The sequence below is a fragment of the Parabacteroides gordonii MS-1 = DSM 23371 genome, assembly GCF_000969825.1.
Lineage (GTDB): Bacteria > Bacteroidota > Bacteroidia > Bacteroidales > Tannerellaceae > Parabacteroides > Parabacteroides gordonii.
In genome coordinates this window covers 408,590-425,565 of sequence record NZ_KQ033920.1, presented here as the reverse complement: position 1 = coordinate 425,565, position 16,976 = coordinate 408,590, and the positions used below count along the sequence as shown (strand labels likewise).

17 protein-coding genes and 1 tRNA gene are annotated in these 16,976 nt (G+C 38.1%); 5 read left to right on the top strand and 13 right to left on the bottom strand.

The window, feature by feature from the left end:
* Window positions 1-23 precede the first annotated feature (23 nt).
* Window positions 24-758 (top strand): AlkZ-related protein, encoded by a 735-nt coding sequence (locus tag HMPREF1536_RS18685; protein ID WP_028728331.1) that lies wholly within the window; start codon window positions 24-26, stop codon window positions 756-758.
* Between the two features lie 217 nt (window positions 759-975).
* Complete coding sequence (locus HMPREF1536_RS18680) at window positions 976-1,494, top strand: GNAT family N-acetyltransferase (RefSeq protein WP_028728332.1); 519 nt, start codon at window positions 976-978, stop codon at window positions 1,492-1,494.
* Window positions 1,495-1,536: 42 nt separating this feature from the next.
* Here the strand turns inward: HMPREF1536_RS18680 and HMPREF1536_RS18675 are convergent, their stop codons facing one another.
* From HMPREF1536_RS18675 to HMPREF1536_RS18630, 9 genes are all read right to left on the bottom strand, one after another.
* Window positions 1,537-2,100, bottom strand: coding sequence for a DapH/DapD/GlmU-related protein (locus HMPREF1536_RS18675; RefSeq protein ID WP_028728333.1), 564 nt, complete (start codon window positions 2,098-2,100; stop codon window positions 1,537-1,539).
* Window positions 2,101-2,128: 28 nt separating this feature from the next.
* Complete coding sequence (locus HMPREF1536_RS18670; protein ID WP_028728334.1) at window positions 2,129-3,199, bottom strand: alpha/beta hydrolase; 1,071 nt, start codon at window positions 3,197-3,199, stop codon at window positions 2,129-2,131.
* Between the two features lie 800 nt (window positions 3,200-3,999).
* Entirely contained in the window at window positions 4,000-4,977 is a 978-nt protein-coding gene (locus HMPREF1536_RS18665; protein WP_028728335.1) for a DUF4435 domain-containing protein, read from the bottom strand.
* Window positions 4,978-4,984: 7 nt separating this feature from the next.
* Complete coding sequence (locus HMPREF1536_RS18660) at window positions 4,985-6,361, bottom strand: AAA family ATPase (protein ID WP_028728336.1); 1,377 nt, start codon at window positions 6,359-6,361, stop codon at window positions 4,985-4,987.
* 588 nt (window positions 6,362-6,949) lie between these two features.
* Window positions 6,950-7,864, bottom strand: coding sequence for a DUF5712 family protein (locus HMPREF1536_RS18650; RefSeq protein WP_028728337.1), 915 nt, complete (start codon window positions 7,862-7,864; stop codon window positions 6,950-6,952).
* A gap of 4 nt (window positions 7,865-7,868) precedes the next feature.
* Window positions 7,869-8,453: a BfmA/BtgA family mobilization protein gene (locus HMPREF1536_RS18645; RefSeq protein ID WP_028728338.1), complete on the bottom strand. Its 585-nt coding sequence runs from the start codon at window positions 8,451-8,453 to the stop codon at window positions 7,869-7,871.
* Between the two features lie 284 nt (window positions 8,454-8,737).
* Window positions 8,738-9,070 carry a helix-turn-helix domain-containing protein gene (locus HMPREF1536_RS18640; protein ID WP_028728339.1) on the bottom strand — a complete coding sequence of 111 codons (333 nt, stop codon included), beginning with the start codon at window positions 9,068-9,070 and terminating at the stop codon, window positions 8,738-8,740.
* A gap of 153 nt (window positions 9,071-9,223) precedes the next feature.
* Window positions 9,224-9,865, bottom strand: coding sequence for an RteC domain-containing protein (locus tag HMPREF1536_RS18635; RefSeq protein WP_028728340.1), 642 nt, complete (start codon window positions 9,863-9,865; stop codon window positions 9,224-9,226).
* 30 nt (window positions 9,866-9,895) lie between these two features.
* Window positions 9,896-10,387 (bottom strand): hypothetical protein, encoded by a 492-nt coding sequence (locus tag HMPREF1536_RS18630; RefSeq protein ID WP_028728341.1) that lies wholly within the window; start codon window positions 10,385-10,387, stop codon window positions 9,896-9,898.
* A 167-nt stretch (window positions 10,388-10,554) separates the two neighbouring features.
* On the opposite strand from HMPREF1536_RS18630, the gene HMPREF1536_RS18625 reads away from it, so the two are divergent.
* Window positions 10,555-11,364 carry a LuxR C-terminal-related transcriptional regulator gene (locus HMPREF1536_RS18625; RefSeq protein ID WP_028728342.1) on the top strand — a complete coding sequence of 270 codons (810 nt, stop codon included), beginning with the start codon at window positions 10,555-10,557 and terminating at the stop codon, window positions 11,362-11,364.
* Window positions 11,365-11,543: 179 nt separating this feature from the next.
* Here the strand turns inward: HMPREF1536_RS18625 and HMPREF1536_RS18620 are convergent, their stop codons facing one another.
* Both HMPREF1536_RS18620 and HMPREF1536_RS18615 read right to left on the bottom strand, forming a co-directional pair.
* A complete protein-coding gene (locus HMPREF1536_RS18620) occupies window positions 11,544-12,773 on the bottom strand; it encodes a site-specific integrase (RefSeq protein WP_028728343.1) in 1,230 nt (409 codons plus the stop codon).
* Between the two features lie 243 nt (window positions 12,774-13,016).
* Window positions 13,017-13,090 (bottom strand) — tRNA-Asp (locus HMPREF1536_RS18615).
* 137 nt (window positions 13,091-13,227) lie between these two features.
* Between HMPREF1536_RS18615 and HMPREF1536_RS18610 the strand changes: the two genes are divergently transcribed.
* Both HMPREF1536_RS18610 and HMPREF1536_RS18605 read left to right on the top strand, forming a co-directional pair.
* Window positions 13,228-14,541 carry an aminotransferase class I/II-fold pyridoxal phosphate-dependent enzyme gene (locus HMPREF1536_RS18610; RefSeq protein WP_028728344.1) on the top strand — a complete coding sequence of 438 codons (1,314 nt, stop codon included), beginning with the start codon at window positions 13,228-13,230 and terminating at the stop codon, window positions 14,539-14,541.
* A gap of 119 nt (window positions 14,542-14,660) precedes the next feature.
* Window positions 14,661-15,257, top strand: a complete 597-nt coding sequence (locus tag HMPREF1536_RS18605) for a YqgE/AlgH family protein (protein ID WP_010803326.1) — start codon at window positions 14,661-14,663, stop codon at window positions 15,255-15,257.
* A 4-nt stretch (window positions 15,258-15,261) separates the two neighbouring features.
* On the opposite strand, the gene HMPREF1536_RS18600 is transcribed toward HMPREF1536_RS18605, so the two are convergent.
* Both HMPREF1536_RS18600 and HMPREF1536_RS18595 read right to left on the bottom strand, forming a co-directional pair.
* Window positions 15,262-15,795: a GNAT family N-acetyltransferase gene (locus tag HMPREF1536_RS18600; protein ID WP_028728345.1), complete on the bottom strand. Its 534-nt coding sequence runs from the start codon at window positions 15,793-15,795 to the stop codon at window positions 15,262-15,264.
* A gap of 1 nt (window position 15,796) precedes the next feature.
* Complete coding sequence (locus HMPREF1536_RS18595; protein ID WP_028728346.1) at window positions 15,797-16,972, bottom strand: glycosyltransferase family 2 protein; 1,176 nt, start codon at window positions 16,970-16,972, stop codon at window positions 15,797-15,799.
* Window positions 16,973-16,976: the final 4 nt, after the last annotated feature.

The window sequence follows — 16,976 nt, the reverse complement described above, 5'->3', positions numbered from 1 at the left end:
GCATTATTTCATATATTTGCTGCATGACAAAGATTAATCGCTGTGAAGATTTGGAGAAGCTTGTTGCAAAGATGGGATTTTTACCCTTCTTTGCGAATGGCATTGAGGATTTTTCCATTGAAGAATTTACCCCGCAGGAATTATGGTTTTCCGATGAAGAAGAGGGACCGTGGGAATGGAAAGGCCCTGTTATCCGAAATTTCAATTGTGCTTATGGGAAACTCTTTCAGAAGAAAGCAGGGTTTGTCAGCATGGAATGGTTTCCGGAACTTGTAAACTACAGGCGTGCTACGTACAATCTGAAAGCGGAACCTTTACAAAGTATGGGTAACGTTATTTATAAGACAGTCACAGAGCATGAGTCCCTCCTATCCAAAGAGATAAAAGCGTTGTGCGGTTACAAGAAGCAGCCGGTCAAAAGAAGTGTCAATCCGTTCGACTCATGGGAGACAAACGAAACACAGGCTTTACTTAAAAAGACAAAACCGAAAGGAGATGGATTTGAAACAGTCATGACCCGGCTGCAAATGGGAACATGGCTCGTTGTGGCTGATTTCGAATACCGATATGACAAGAAGGGAGAACCTTACGGATGGGGTATCGCCAGATATACAACGCCGGAAGTACTGTTCGGCAAAGAAAAAGTACAGGCTGCCGGCAACCGGTCACCGGAAGAGTCAAAACAACGCTTGATAGATTACCTCACACAATTATTGCCGCAAGCAACACCGGAGCAAATTCTGAAAATACTAGGATAAAGTGCAGTACATAGCACACGACTGTGCCATAGGCTTGGCACAGTTGCCTATCTTGATATAAAAAGAGGCGAACTACCTACTAGGCGTAAATCTGTCTATGGATTCTCTTTTGTATGGGTATGAGTTTTGTACCTTCCTGATATTTGCTAACTTTGAAGAGATAACAAATACAAAAACAGGAGCTTACAGAGTAAATCGCTTCAAAAGCAATGCGTTTATGATAATAAATAACAACGAAATTGTAATAAAACCTATCCAGGAAGAAGACATTCCATTATTTGATAAATGGCTAGATAAAGAATATATAAAAAAATGGTTTGGAGAAAAAGAGGATTGGCTAAACGAAATAAATGAGAGGAATGGGCAATACAGTTTTTTAAAACACTTTATTGTTTACTATAACGACCGGAAAATAGGATATTGTCTTTATGCTGATTGCTTTTTTCTAAAGAGCCAGGAAGAAGAAGGACACGATTTCCAGGAAATGTATGGAGATGTAGCAGAACAAAATCACACTTATGAAATCGGATATCTGATTGGTGAAGAAGAGTTCTTAAATCGGGGTATCGGAAAAAGAATCATTCAGATACTGGAAGATAGAATTATTGAAATCGGCGGAAAAGAAATAGCCGCAGACCCGGCGGAAGAAAATATTATTTCAATAAAGGCACTCCTTAGTAATGGTTTTAAGAAAAAAAGCGACGGAGACTACAGGAAAATCTGCAAAATGCGATAAAGATGATTTCCACAGTAAACTACCGTGGAAATCGTTCTGTCCTTACTCTATATTACGGATATATTTGGCAGGAACGCCGCCCACAACCGTATTTGCCGCCACATCTTTCGTAACCACCGCACCGGCAGCTATGATGGCGTTATCACCGACCGTCACTCCTTGAAGAATAGTCGAATTAGCGCCTACCCATACATTTCGTCCCAATACAATAGGGGCAGGATGCATCGAAGCTCGTTTTTCCGGATTGAAATCGTGATTGAGCGTGGCGAATACTACATTATGTCCGATCAGGCATCCATCTCCTAATGTTATGCCTCCATGATCCTGAAAATGGCAACAGGCGTTGATAAAAACATTCTTACCTATGGTCATGTTCTTGCCGAAGTCCGTGTAAAACGGAGGAAAAACACGGAAAGAGGGCTCTACCGGCTTACCGAACAGTTTGGCAAACAATACCCGAAGCTCGTCCTGAGTATGATAAGAACCGTTCAGTTCAAAAGTGATACGCCGCGCTTCATCGCTCATTTCATCCATGAAACGACTGATTTCAGGTGTATCGAGTGGCCTGCCCTCTTTTACATGTTCCAAAAAATTATCGAGTGTCATTTGCTTCTATTTTGTAAGAGTTATTTTATTATTTGAGATATTCACGAAAGAACTGTTCGAGTTTGTCGAACGGAATGATATTCATTCGGTCGTACAAATCCGTATGATTTGCATCGGGGATAATCAATAGTTCCTTGTTGTCACCTTTCAACTTCTTGAACGCATCCTCGCTGAAATAACGTGAATGTGCCTTCTCTCCGTGAATCATCAATACCGCACTACGGATCTCATCGCTGTATGATAGTATCGGCATATTGATAAATGAGAGTGATGAAGTCTTGTTCCAGCCACCATTCGAGTTAAGCGAACGCTTATGGTAACCACGCTGAGTTTTATAATAACCGTGATAATCCTTCAGAAATTGGGGAGCGTCGGAAGGTAACGGGTCCACGACTCCTCCGGCAAGAGTATACGTACCGTTTCTGTAATCTTCCGTGCGTTGTGCATTAAGCTGTTTGCGAAGTTCATAACGTGCGTCGGCATCCATCGCATCGAAATAGCCATTGGCATTTACACGGCTCATGTCGTACATCGTTGAAGTGACGGTCGCTTTGATACGTGTATCGATAGCCGCAGCATTGAGCGCCATACCGCCCCATCCGCAAATACCAAGAATACCGATACGTTCCGCATCCACATCGTCGCGGGTGGAAAGATAGTCAACCGCCGCACTAAAATCCTCCGTATTGATATCCGGGGAAGCGACGTAACGGGGTTCACCACTACTCTCGCCGGTATAAGACGGATCGAAAGCGATGGTAAGGAAACCACGTTCCGCCAAAGTCTGCGCATATAAACCCGATGACTGTTCTTTCACCGCCCCGAACGGGCCGCTCACAGCGATAGCCGGTAACTTACCTCCGGCATTTTTCGGAATATACAGATCGGCAGCAAGAGTAATGCCGTACCGGTTGTGGAAAATCACTTTCGTGTGATTCACTTTATCACTCTGCGGGAACACCTTGTCCCACTCTTCTGTTAAATTCAAATTCTTTTCCATACTATCGTTATTTAAATGATTGTCTGCCGCAAATAGATTTGCCGTGATGCAAAGACATACAGCCATTGCCATACACTTGTTTTTCAATATTTCCTTCATCTGGTTTATTATTTATGTTCATAAGGCAAAGGTAAAGGCTTATATCGCATTGTCTTGTAGACAAATTACAGATATTATAACCTTAATTACTGAATGTGGGTGTATAAATTAATAAACGATAATATAACTTGATATGAAACATCTAAAGATGGGAAGTATAACCACATAAAAAAATCCCACAAAACAAATGTTTTGCAGGATTTATCTATGCTTATATTATTAAGCGGTCCGGACGGGAGATGAACCTTAGTTTCAATCTTCACTGAACCAATATTTTAGTAAGCTCGAAATTCTTTCTCCCACTAATAACCCCACGTGTACAATACTTTGGATTGCTCGGTGTTGCGGTGGTTGTTTGAGTTGGGACAAAGATAACAATTAAAAAATGAAGATTGCTAAATGGTAGATATAAAACGATGAAGATAATTGCAAAAGAATATTATTTGCAACATCGGTGTATCTGACACAAAGTGTTCCGATTGAAAGTCTAGCCAAATGATGGGACACCTTTCTATTAAGATCACTCAAATTTACACGAAAGTTACCAGTGTTTAAATAAATAAAGGCATGACAAGCCTTGCGAAATGGATTTAAAATAAGTACAATTTATCGGATGATATCAAAAATGCAAAACGAATTTAAATTAAAATAAAGAGATCCAGAGTACCTATTTGATTTAGAGCATTAATATTAAAGCAATATATCAACAATTAGGAATGGAGGTATACCAGAGTTTAATATACGGAATTTTCTTACAAAATTAGAGTAAGAAATTTCCTGCTCTAATTTTGTACTATATATTAACCTGTGATTTTAATTGTTGCGACATATTTTGATATCGTAGTTTCAAAGAAAAGCCTCAATGAATCAGGTATTCTACATCTAGGAGCGATCAAAACCACACCACTAGATTGAGATAAGTTCACAGTCATTTTTGGATTTTGCGGAATCGAGATGAAGTCAAAAGAAGTGCAATTCTGATGAATAGAGAGACAGAATTCAACAAGAAACCATAGTAAATACTTTCCTCTTGTATATTTCTCATAGTAGCGATTATCTGTAAAATATTTAATCTCTTCTAAAATAATATCTCTATTTATTAAATCTATGCTGCATTGTTCATGAACATAAGCAATAATATCACTCTTGTTATCAGGATTAACAATAGCACTAAACACACCTTTGCTTACCTGAAAAAGATGTTTCATTAATATATTATTTAATCGAGACTGTTTGTTTAGCAATTTATTTTTATGCCAATAAAGAATACATGACATTACGGGTATTAATTCCTTTTTAAATAGATGCAGTTGAGATTGGAATTTATCAAGTATCATCTCCATTTCTGCATATTTCAGAAAAGTAAATCCGCAAATTTCTCTCAAAACCCTATCACATGTATTTGGAGTTACGATACTATTCTCAATTGAATATTCATCTGTTACATATATATTTCTTGATGTTTCATACTTTCTTTCTAAAAGCATTGACAAATCCTTGTCTACAAAAAAAAGAATTTGATTTTTATCAAATTGCCTCCAATCAAAATTTGAGTAAATTTTGTAAACGCTTTCTTTATTTCCAGCAGGCCATAATTCCACTTTCCATTTTTCAGGAACAGCATTCTCTATAAATCCTCGATAAAAACAGGGGTCATCTTTTCCTTCAACAAATCCATAAATTGTATGTGATTTTTTTTTATATCTTAATTTAAATTCATGTAAAACTATTGCATCTATATCTTGAAGAGCACTTTTATGTATATCAATCATTTCCATGAGGCTATCAATCTACTAAAAATTCACCTAATCCATGAGCATACTGAGATAATTCATTTTCATAAATGAATGGAGAATGGGTTACAGCTATTAACCCTGAGCAAAACTCTCCATTTTTAATATTTGCTAATATTTTTCTTTGCCAAGGTACAGATAATGATAATTCAGGTTCATCAATTAAAACAAAATAATTGCTTTTTTCTGTCAGATATAGATGACTAAACAAAGAAACAATTTGCTTTTCACCTGAAGATAACTGATCTGTCGTAATCGAGTCATTTTGTTTAATTGCATTTTGAGGAAGTATTGAAAAACTAAAGGAAGAACTAGCATATTCAAAAATTTTATCTTCCATATAACTATTACATACCTCACAAAATTGAGTTATACTAAGTTCTTTCTTTCCTAGTTCTTGCTGAAAATTTAGAAGTTTGATAAAATAGTGACAAATTACTTTTGCATGTTCGTTGATTTCACCACCTGTTTTTACTTTTTCAATTAAATCAAATAAGTGCTTTTTACTTCCATCAGATAATATTTTTTTATCGATTCGTCCTAAAATATTTTTAATAGTTTCATTGGACGCTGATTTAATTTGATTTACATCTACCTCTGAGTATTTTTCATCAACAACATCTCCTAAATAGCCCAGAGTTAATGAGTTTAAATTCTCCCTTGCGAATTCTTTTAATCCATTGAGCATAGATTCAATTGAACGCTCTACATCTTTCATTCCAAATTCTACAAGCTCAATACTATTATATCTTTCTCTACTTTGCATATAACGTTTTCTATGCCTTAAGTCATCATCGTCAAGACCTTTAAAAATCGTGCTAAGCTCTTGTTCTATTCTTCTATAGGTAGGGAGATATAGAATTTGAGTATCTCCTAAAAGGTTCTTTATTTCTTGATATTCAAGATTTAGTTTTTTACTTATTTTATTGTTGTTTTTCTCGTTAAAGAAGTCTAATTCTCTCAGTATTATATGAAATGGAATATCATAACGACTACATAACATTTCTAGCTCACCCAAAGGTATATTACCAATATTAACATTGTAATTATCCGAAATATCAGAAAGTCTTCTTCTAATAGGAGGTGGTAATTGCATTAAGAACTCTCTATTTGATAAATCTAGCAAATTAGCTAAGTCGGAATTTTTAACCAAGTACCTTTTGTCGTTTATTACTGCTGAAATTGAATCAAAACGAAATTTCCCTAATACATTCCATTGCCCTGATAAAAAGTAATACAATATCCTTAATACGGTAGTCTTCCCCGCACCATTCTCTCCTACAAGAATCAATGTATTTCCATTGAACTTCAAGTCGTAAGTTTTGTAACCATGAAGTTTGTTTATTCTAAAACTCGTTAATTCAAACATTATACTATTTTTAAATTAGAAAACTGGTTATAAGCTTATTAAAGCTTCAGATGCAAATATATGTATTTTGCATCAATCTTACATGCATAATATTGAGAAAAATAAACTTAGTGATCTTTAGACAGGGTAAGCGTACTAAATTTTTGTATAAATTCTAATACCCTTGACGGGGTTTGCTGAATAAACTCTGTTAATTAAGGCCAGAAACACTTCATTAGATGCTTACTGTTATTGCGTATTCTTGCTATCTATGGAATAGAAGCCTAGCTTTTTGGCAAATGCACAGCTTTTGTCATTGGCACACTCAATGCCTATATGATTGAAATCATACTTTCGTACTACTTCAGTCAGAAATTGAAGAAAGTGTGTTTCATCCCTTGTTTGCTCCTTACTGAATCCAAATCCTGCGATAATCAGTCAGGCAGTTGGAAATCTGCTTTAACCTTCTGATAAGTAAATACAAATCTACTCGGCTGTTTCTTTGGATGGTAATGACATTATCCTCTGTTGGGCAGACAAGTAATTTACGGTATTTGAAACGCTCCATCAGGTAGCAATCTATATCGGCTTTTAGTTCTTCATATTCAATCATCGTCTTATTCTATTCTTCTTCTTGCGTTTCTGCGCCTGTAATTCTTCTGCCAGTGTTGCATCGTAATTATTGCCATCTCCCAATGAAAAGATAGATAATAGAGAATCACCACCACTTTTATTTTGCTGATTGTTACAATGCTTATTTTCCATCTTGCTATCAAGATTGCAAGAAATATTGTTTTCTTTTTCACTGGATTGAAATACTTCTTTTTCCTTTTCGCCAGTAAAGTCTTTATTCTGTAGTTCTATTTGTTCGGAGATAGAACCGTTCTTCATCGTATTGTGGTAGCCAAACGATTCCGATTGTTGGCGGTCATATCCAAACAGTTTATCAAAGCCTTGTTCCACTTGTTGGAACAGATTTACACGGTCAAAGCCGCCTTGGATTGCTCCGTTCTTGGTATTCTTATGGTTAGTAAGCGGAGATAGCTTTCTCTTACTAGCTTGGTCTTTCCGGCTCACAATCAAATGACAGTGCATATTCAATTCATTATCGGAGCGATTGCGGTCAAAATGTATCTTCCCGTAAAACTTTATATCCGCTTCGGATAGCCCTTTGTTGAAGTTCTTGGCATATTCAGGAATAAACACTTCCCGAACATACCGTTTCATGGCTTCGGCTTTCTCTTGTTCGGTATTACCCATTGCCCGAAGTTCATTTTCCGATGGGCTGACATGGATAGCGAAAAACTTAGCATCTGTTTTCAATAGTTGCCCGATATTGGTATCTATATCTTTCATAACGGTTGATTTATAGATGTTATCCTCTGTCAGATTGAAAAAACCATCAGTATAGATTCCTTTCTCCATCCGTTCTAAATCTTCATGCTCTAAATATGCTATCAACTGCCGACTGCTACCCGCATTGTTATATGTTCCACCCGATGACGGGGCAAAATCTATGTACATGGCTCTATGTATTTATCAGATTGATAATTTCCGCCTTTAGGTTCTCTTTCCGCTTGCTATCCATCACACCACAAGCGGATAGTTCTGAATAGAGTTGTATCAGTTGAAGCAATTTTTTATAATCCCGTTGGTGTATCTGATACAATGCGGTGAGTTGTTTTCCTTGCTGGTTAATTATGTCTGCATGTTTGCCGAACTGCTCACTTACTTTTTGTAGTACGGCTGTTTGTTTCCCCTGACTGGATTCCAGTTGAGAAAGAATAAGGGTTTCCAATGTCTTGCCGATGGTATCAAACCGAACCGCAATAGAATTGGCGGTTCGTATCATGGGATTCAGTTGTTCTTCTTCGTAGTGGCGAATGAAGCGGATTATATCGTCCTGCCGTTTATTTATTTTCGCCAGTTCCGATTTTACTGATTCTGGTGCTTCCGATGGGTTGATACACGCTTTATCAATATAGACAAATGCCAGCCTGACTATTTCCCCTTTTTTTAGCGAATAGCGTTTGCAGAGCTTATCTATCAACTTACCCGTCTGTCGGTCTATTCCGATGGTGGTAAGGGTGGATATATTATCGGTCTTATCCATGATTATAACTTTTTTATAAAGAAAGTGAGATTCATTCAATTGATTATAAGCGAAATGCATTTCCGTCTTATAATCACTGTTATAAATGGTTACGAATGTAACCTATTAAAGCCGAAGGCTTTGCCCCGCAGGGCAAGAGGGAAGAACAGGACTTGTCCAGTTCCCTCTTGCTCGATTTAGCGAAACAGGCCGAACCGATAGGTGAGGCAGTTTGTGCTAAATCGGGGTATCGATGCAGAAAAATAGTCTGAATGCAGGCTTCCTTTCTCTGCTACCTTTTGCTATCAGGGTTTATTATCTAATTGATTGGCTTTTTCAAACTGTTTGTAGGTTTGAGAATCGGCATGTTCACGAACAAAAGCCCTAATGTCGCTAGCTTTATAGTATGCTTTCCGTCCGATTGTAAAGTAGGGAAGTACACCTTTAGCCCGATAGCGTTGTAGGGTTCTGAAAGATGCTTTTAGCAAGAAAGCTAAATCTTGATTGTCTAACAGCTTTTCATCTTCATCGAATACAGTGTCAGTATTGATAAGAGATTTCAGGTCTTGCCCGATTTCAGTGAGTTTCTTGGATAGCTTCTCCATCCACTTCTCGAAGTTTTCGTTGTCTATATACATTTTGCTTCAATTTTTAGTTTAACATTATTGCTTTCAATCGATTGATGAAGCAAAGTTCGGCAAATGAGTGCAAATAAGTTAGGGGAATACCAGTGGTACTCCCCCATGAATTAAATGTATATGATTGATTTACAGACTGAATTATTTCATACTTTATGAATGATAGTAACCTTCTTCTTTACTCTTTTGGATGATGGCAATTTTCAATCTGTCGAGAAAGTCAGTTATTTTCATTGGTTTTCGTTTGATTACTGCACTTTCTTTCTTATAAATATCACCCAAATTTATATTAAACATCTTTTCAAAGATACGTGCTACATCACTAAGAAAGATTTCCTTATGATCTATGCGGATAACGCCATCTGATATATAGAAGATACCACAGACTAGCTCCATCATATCTACTAGTTTTATTACTTCATTATTCAAATAAAATGGTGATTTCCATTCAGATTCGATGTTGATAAAGAATTTAGGATATTCCATCTGCCGATAGATTAATTCCTGCTCCATATTTATCAATGATAACAACTTATCTAGGAAAACCAGTTTTAACTTACTGTTTTCTGTGGGACATGATTCTTCCAACGCTTTAAGTGTCCCAAAGTCAATGTAACTCATATTAAGCTGTCTTATACGTATTTTATTGTCGCTTATCCTATTCAGGTAATCAAAGAGTTCCTCCACAAATTCCAAATAAGCAGAAGCCATATCTTCAACAACAGACTTATCTAATTGGTATGGATGTCTTAGCAATTTATATATACGCTTTTCAGTTAAATCCCAATCTGACATGACCCTCTGTTTTTATCATTCGATATGAATTTATAAACTCTTCGCAATTATTTGCCATTTACGCTGTCTATGCTTATAGAATTTTAAAGTCCACCATGCAGCAATAGACGTAAAGCAACCTGCATATAAGTCCACAGTGTCAGTATATCGGGTTACCTGTTGGCTTATTTCCTCCATCTTAATATAGTGATTCCAAATGATTATAGTATCGTTATATTCTTTTGTATCAATTTCTCGTGACGCTTTATCCATCTTGACAACGTTTATCGTATGTCTACCTACTGGCAAAAAGCCATGCAAGAACAGCTTAAAAACAAAGGATCTACCCTCTTCCCACAACATAGGAGAGTCATCACAAGAAATAAAGCTGGCTTTAGGTCTACAAATCTCTCTCAAAGTATCGACATCTTGAATTTTATCCCATATATTCTCTATATTAGAATGAAAATCCGAAGTAACAGTAACTCGGTAGCCCATAACTTTTTTACCTTCACGTGTTGTTAGCTTAACTTTCTGAATCATAATTGATAGTTTTTAATTGTTTATTATTAGCATGACTAACTATATGTAACTCTACACATGTTATTCATTATTAATTTATTAACTTTGTGCAAAGTTACAGGCAAGCCTTAACTGTTACAATAGTCATTTATAATGAGGTGAGGCTTAACAGTCTGGAAATATGAGGTATGAAAAATCAATCAATAGATAAAATAGAAAAAGCAGTCGAAAATATTCTGCCAATATCAGGTGCTTTTATTGACGAGCTGGATTACTCAGTTATAGAACAGAAAAAAGCAGATTGGCTAAAACTATCAGAACTCGCACATAGTATAGTGTTAGTCTTTGACTGTTATACTAAGAAATTCGTTTTTGCATCAGACAATATCCCTCAATCATACGGGATTGACTCTAAAAGATTATTTATTAACGGGAATGAACCAGTCTTAGAGATTATGCATCCGGGTGATATACATTACGGCTTGCTTGTTAGAAAGAAAATCTATTCCTTATTAAGTAGTCTTTCCGCTGAAGAAAAAATGAAGCATAAGATGGTACATGAAATGCGAGTAAGAAATGTACGTGGGGAATATATCCGTATTATTGAACAGGAGCAAGCAATAGAATTAGATAAGTCGGGGAATATTTGGCTTATGCTATCGGTTATAGATGTTGATGCAAGCCATGAATCAGAAACAACCAAAAGCCACCTTTATAATTTTGAAACAGGAGAACAGATATTTATTGATTTGTCAGATACCTTAGAAGAACCATTGACAAATAGAGAATTGAGCGTCTTGCAATTAATGAAACAAGGTTTATTAAGTAAAGAGATTGCAAACTCTTTGAATATCAGTATCAATACAATAAACACTCATAGACAAAACATTCTACTTAAATTAAAAGCAAACAATTCTATCGAAGCGGTAAATATAGCTCAAAGGTTGGGTTTATTAAATAACTCAACTCAAAAACACATTTTTTCCGAAACGGATTAATAACATTAACTCTATCAGTGTAGCAACCAGTTTGTGCAAGTCTTAAGCTAAAAATACTACCCGAAGCGTAGCGCAGGTGTGGAGATTTTTGGCTTAACCCTTTAGGGCTTGGACTTGAACGAACTGGATGCGGAGCTTATCTTCGTTAATGTTTTAGTCTGATTTGGAAAATTACGATACTACAATTTAAGAAAGTTCTTTTCTACATTAATCATATCTCTCATAATAGAGCTATCCAACACCTTTGCATAGTGCTGTGTCATTTTTATATTAGAGTGCCCCAAAATCTTAGCTACATTCTCCATTGATACCTCATTGCCTAGAAATACAGTTGTAGCCGCCGTATGACGGGCTGTGTGCGTGGTCAGTCGCTTGGTAATACCGCATAGATCAGCAATTTCTTTCAAATAGGAATTTGTGCGCTGGTTACTTATTACAGGCAGAAGCACACCTTTCTTGATGCACTCTATATTATCTTCATACTTTCTAAGTATTCTTTGAGGTATAGATAGCACAGGTATATTGCACATCTGATTCGTCTTTTGTCGTGCCTTGCGTATCCACAATGCACCGTTATTGTCTTTTATCAGGTGTTCACGGCTTAACTGTTTAACATCTGCGAAAGCGAGTGCCGTGAAGCAACAGAAGATAAAAGTATCTCTTATCTGCTCCAATCGCTTGATGGTAAATTCTTTGTTCATCAAAATATCCAGTTCTTCACGTGATAGAAATTCCACCTCTACTTCCTCTTGTTTGAAGTGAATACCGTAAAAAGGATCTTTTTTTATCCAGTCATTAGCCAAAGCAATACGAATGACCTTTTTTAAAGTCTTCAAATGCTTTAAAGCAGAATTGTTTTGGCAATGCTTATCAGTTTTCAGCCAAAAGTCGAAGTCACGAATGAACTGTCCGTCTACCTCCGATAACATTATATCATCACGGTGGTAGTAAGAGCGGATATATTCTTTTAGGCGATTGATAGAGGTATCAAACTTGGCTACGGTAGACGCTGTATAGTCTTTGCCTATCAAAGCCCGACATTTTTCGTTATGTTCCGCATAGACTTCTAATAAACTACATTGCACTTTATCACGTCCGTAGAAACAATCTTTTATTATATCGGCTGTTATCTGTTTATTGTCTATCTCCAATTCACGATGTATCTGTAATACTTTGGCTCGGACTGTACGGATATAATGGTTTAGTTCTGTGGCTACACGGTCTTTCCCTTTGGAACATTCTTTTTTCTGATTCCATAAATCCGCAGGAATGCTCCGTTTAATCATCACTTCGGCTACTCGCTTGTTTACGGTGATGCGCATACAAACAGGAGCTTCGCCGTTTTTGAGAAGTTTCGCTTTCTTGATAATGAATAGTACGCTCAATGTGTTTCTTTTCATTGCTCCCATAATTCTTTAATTTTTAAGTGTTGCAAAATTAGTTTATTAGGCTCAAAAACCAACTGCGCAAAACACTGACAATCAAAGCCAAATGCGTCAATTCGTGGGAGCAAAAATAGCTTTCAAAAAGTCCCACGAATAAGCCATGTGCGGACTACTCTAAACTGCTATTTTTTGCCAAAGTGAGGAAAAAGAAAAAGCCCTGTAATCATTGAATTACAGAGCTTTACTTTATTTTGCTTTCTTTGAAAGCGGTCCGGACGGGACTCGAACCCGCGACCCCATGCGTGACAGGCATGTATTCTAACCAACTGAACTACCGAACCAATGTTTTTGTATCGCATCTCTCTCGATTGCGGTGCAAAGGTAGATAATATTTTTAATTATACAACAGTTTCACACAAATATTTCACATTGGATTGATTATTTTTTTACTTTTGTCCTCCATATAAATATAACAGACATGAAGAATACTCCAGTAGATTATCAGACTGCCAGACGAATAATAGATGGCTACGGATTACCGGATTTCGGGAAAGCAACGATTCGTGAAGTTGTTGCCATATCCACACAATTGGAACAGGAAACAAATACCGAGTTCATACACATGGAAATGGGTGTTCCCGGATTAAAAGCGGCGCAAGTGGGCGTAGACGCAGAAGTAAAAGCATTACAGAACGGCATCGCTTCCATTTACCCGAACATCAACGGTACGCCGGAAGTAAAAGCAGAAGCCTCCAGATTCATCAAGGCATTCATTAATATAGATATCGCTCCGGAATGTTGTGTTCCGGTAACCGGCTCCATGCAGGGAACATTCGCCTCTTTCCTTACCAGCGGACAATGCACGGAAGGAAAAGACACCATCCTGTTCATCGACCCGGGATTTCCTGTCCAAAAACAACAAATCGTTGTGATGGGCTATAAATACGAATCATTCGACGTATACGAATACCGTGGAGAAAAACTGCGCGCCATCCTGGAAGAACATCTTTCCAAAGGTAATATCGCAGCTATGATCTACTCCAACCCCAACAACCCTGCTTGGTTCTGCCTGACAGACGATGAATTGAAGATCATCGGTGAAATGGCAAACAAATACGATACGATCGTGATCGAAGACCTCGCCTATTTCGCAATGGACTTCCGCAAAGAGCTTGGCAAACCGTTTGAAGCACCTTACCAGGCAAGCGTTGCCCATTATACAGATAATTACATCTTACAGATATCCGGTTCCAAAGCATTCAGCTATGCCGGACAGCGTATCGGCGTGACGGCTATCTCCAATAAACTTTACCATCGTGCTTATTCGGGACTGACTAAGCGTTATGGCGGCGGTACTTTCGGTACAGTATATATTCACCGCGTTTTATACGCCCTGTCATCAGGAACCAGCCACTCGGCTCAGATTGCATTGGCTGCCATGTTCAAGGCGGCATCAGACGGACAATTCGATTTTATCACTGAAGTGAAAGAATATGGACGCCGTGCTGAAAAGCTAAAGAAGATCTTTACAGACTATGGCTTTACGATCGTTTACGACCATGACCTCGACGAGCCTATTGCCGACGGCTTCTATTTCACGATCGCCTATCCCGGAATGACCGGCGGACAGTTGATGGAAGAACTGATCTATTACGGTGTAAGTGCTATCTCATTAAGCACGACAGGAAGTAATCAGGAAGGACTTCGCGCCTGTACTTCATTTATCAAACCGCATCAATATGATCTGCTTGAAGAGCGTTTAAAGCTATTCAAAGAAAATCATACCTTATAATTAACACAAACCCGGCATTTATTTTACACTTATTAACCCAAATGCCGGGTTTTTCGTTTGCTTCTTAACATCAAAAGCCATATATTGTCCCTGTCTAACAACAGTAAGCAATCTTCACTATGGCTACATATAATAACATATTCAAAATTACGCATAATAATCTCCTTCCTGCACAAGGAAGCATACTCATATCAGAACCTTTCCTGCAAGATGCTTATTTCCAGCGTTCTGTTGTTCTACTGGTAGAACATAATACGCAGGGATCGATGGGGTTTGTATTAAATAAGAAAACGGATCTGATTGTAAATACTTTTTTTCCGGAACTGGAAGAGTATCCGGAAATACCAATCTATCTGGGTGGCCCGGTAAGTGCCAACCGGTTGTTCTTTATCCATTCATTGGGAGATCTGATCGTACCCGACTCTGTAAAGATCAAAGACCGCCTGTATTTCGACGGTGATTTCGAAGCATTGAAACGTTATATACAGAATGGCCATTCGATTGAAGGAAAAGTAAAGTTTTTCCTCGGTTATTCGGGATGGACGGAAGGACAGTTGGGAAACGAGATCAATAAAAACTCGTGGGTAGTCAGTCACGCAGCTAAAGAAAATGTATTACTTGCCGATGGAGAAAGTTTCTGGAAGAACTCACTCGAACAGTTAGGCAGTAACTACGAGGCATGGACTAAATATCCGAAAGATCCTTATCTGAATTAAATTATCACACAATCTGTTTATTGACTTTTTGCATCATCAGTACATCAGAATATCCGTTTTCTGTGATGATCCAATCTGTCATGATACCTGTAACGGTAAATCCGCAGCGGGTAAAAAGGGCTTTGCTGGCCTCGTTATCAATGGGTATATGCACATATAACTGATGCAGTTTCAGAAAAGAGAACGCATAATCTATCAGTACATTCATTGCTTCGATAGCCAACCCGTTTCCCTGATAAACAGGTTCCAGTAAAATACCGATACCGGCACGCCGATGATGCGGTTCGAAATCGTACAGGTCGACAGTACCGACAGCCGCCCCCGTTGAACGAAGCTCGATCATCAGACGCAACTGCTTCAGATCGAAAATATCACGATGCGACTCACGAATATACTCTTTCAGTATATAACGCGAATAGGGAGACATTGTATTTCCAAGACTCCAAAGCTCCGGATTATTCTCCCAGCGATACAAAAGTTCCAGATCTTCCGGCTCCAGGGCACGGAGACGAATCGTTTCATTTTCCAGTTGTGCCATATTATTTCCCCGGTGATATTAGTTGTCCGCTTTTTTTACAATAAATATGATAAGTAACTTTCTTGTCGACCAGTGTATCCATAAACAGAAGCATCTGCTCAAAACGGGCATCCGGATAACAAAAAGCATAATCCGTAAACTCCTTCATCTGATTACGGCGGCAGATAGCATCCATTACACGTTCCCCGTCCAGGTCCCAAAGATTTACATGTTCCAGTTCCGGCATCTGTTTTACGCAGGCAGCCTTAATCGCTTCAAAATTTTCCTCACGGCAAACAACCAGTAAGCGTTTATGCTTGCTTTTCGACTTTGGCTTTACTCCCAACAAACGCGATAAAGCAGCCATTGAAGCACGCAACCCGATAGCCAGCTTGATAAAAAATCCCATCAGCCAACCGGAATGAGGATAATATTTCTTGAAAAAGATCAACATGGCACCGTAAAATGCCTTTACATATTTCATATCGCCATGCTTGGTACTTTCTCCTTTATAATGAAGAATACGCTCGGGGATATAATAGTTTTTATAGCCCCCCAACACCATCCGGTACGACAGGTCGATGTCCTCGCCATACATAAAGAAATCTTCATCCAGAAGTCCGGTTTTATCCAGCGCTTCATGGCGCAGCAACATAAATGCACCGGCCAGCACATCCACTTTATGTTGTTTCTCCTTATCCAGATACGCCAGGCTATATCTTGAAAAAACACGGGATTTCGGAAACAACTTCGACAAACCGAATATCTTACAGAACGAAACCCAGGGAGAAGGAAAACTCCGTTTACTTTCAGGCAGGAATACCCCATGCCCATCCAGCATCTTTACACCTATCCCACCCGCATTCGGATGTTCATCCATAAAGAAACACAGAGTTCGAAGACTCTCCTCGCCTATCACTGTATCCGGATTAAGCAACAAAACATACTCTCCGTTACATTGACGGATCGCCTGATTATTGGCCTTGGCAAATCCCGGATTATCCTTATTCTCTATAAACGTCACTTCCGGAAACCGGGGACGGAGATAATCGACAGAACCATCCGTCGAATTATTGTCCACAACAAAAACCTCAGCATCGAGTCCGGCAACAGCAGCCTGAACCGAATAAAGACATTGTTCCAGGAAATACTTTACATTATAGTTTACGATGATAACGGAAATCTTGGTTTCGTACATAAGA

Bases quoted from the DNA above. Each gene is read 5' to 3' on its own strand.
- HMPREF1536_RS18665 (WP_028728335.1), bottom strand. From the start codon at position 4,977: ATGGAAATGATTGATATACATAAAAGTGCTCTTCAAGATATAGATGCA.
- HMPREF1536_RS18680 (WP_028728332.1), top strand. From the start codon at position 976: ATGATAATAAATAACAACGAAATTGTAATAAAACCTATCCAGGAAGAA.
- HMPREF1536_RS18600 (WP_028728345.1), bottom strand. From the start codon at position 15,795: ATGGCACAACTGGAAAATGAAACGATTCGTCTCCGTGCCCTGGAGCCG.
- HMPREF1536_RS18685 (WP_028728331.1), top strand. From the start codon at position 24: ATGACAAAGATTAATCGCTGTGAAGATTTGGAGAAGCTTGTTGCAAAG.
- HMPREF1536_RS18610 (WP_028728344.1), top strand. From the start codon at position 13,228: ATGAAGAATACTCCAGTAGATTATCAGACTGCCAGACGAATAATAGAT.
- HMPREF1536_RS18670 (WP_028728334.1), bottom strand. From the start codon at position 3,199: ATGAAGGAAATATTGAAAAACAAGTGTATGGCAATGGCTGTATGTCTT.
- HMPREF1536_RS18675 (WP_028728333.1), bottom strand. From the start codon at position 2,100: ATGACACTCGATAATTTTTTGGAACATGTAAAAGAGGGCAGGCCACTC.
- HMPREF1536_RS18650 (WP_028728337.1), bottom strand. From the start codon at position 7,864: ATGTACATAGATTTTGCCCCGTCATCGGGTGGAACATATAACAATGCG.
- HMPREF1536_RS18645 (WP_028728338.1), bottom strand. From the start codon at position 8,453: ATGGATAAGACCGATAATATATCCACCCTTACCACCATCGGAATAGAC.
- HMPREF1536_RS18635 (WP_028728340.1), bottom strand. From the start codon at position 9,865: ATGTCAGATTGGGATTTAACTGAAAAGCGTATATATAAATTGCTAAGA.
- HMPREF1536_RS18660 (WP_028728336.1), bottom strand. From the start codon at position 6,361: ATGTTTGAATTAACGAGTTTTAGAATAAACAAACTTCATGGTTACAAA.
- HMPREF1536_RS18595 (WP_028728346.1), bottom strand. From the start codon at position 16,972: ATGTACGAAACCAAGATTTCCGTTATCATCGTAAACTATAATGTAAAG.
- HMPREF1536_RS18605 (WP_010803326.1), top strand. From the start codon at position 14,661: ATGGCTACATATAATAACATATTCAAAATTACGCATAATAATCTCCTT.
- HMPREF1536_RS18620 (WP_028728343.1), bottom strand. From the start codon at position 12,773: ATGGGAGCAATGAAAAGAAACACATTGAGCGTACTATTCATTATCAAG.
- HMPREF1536_RS18630 (WP_028728341.1), bottom strand. From the start codon at position 10,387: ATGATTCAGAAAGTTAAGCTAACAACACGTGAAGGTAAAAAAGTTATG.
- HMPREF1536_RS18625 (WP_028728342.1), top strand. From the start codon at position 10,555: ATGAAAAATCAATCAATAGATAAAATAGAAAAAGCAGTCGAAAATATT.
- HMPREF1536_RS18640 (WP_028728339.1), bottom strand. From the start codon at position 9,070: ATGTATATAGACAACGAAAACTTCGAGAAGTGGATGGAGAAGCTATCC.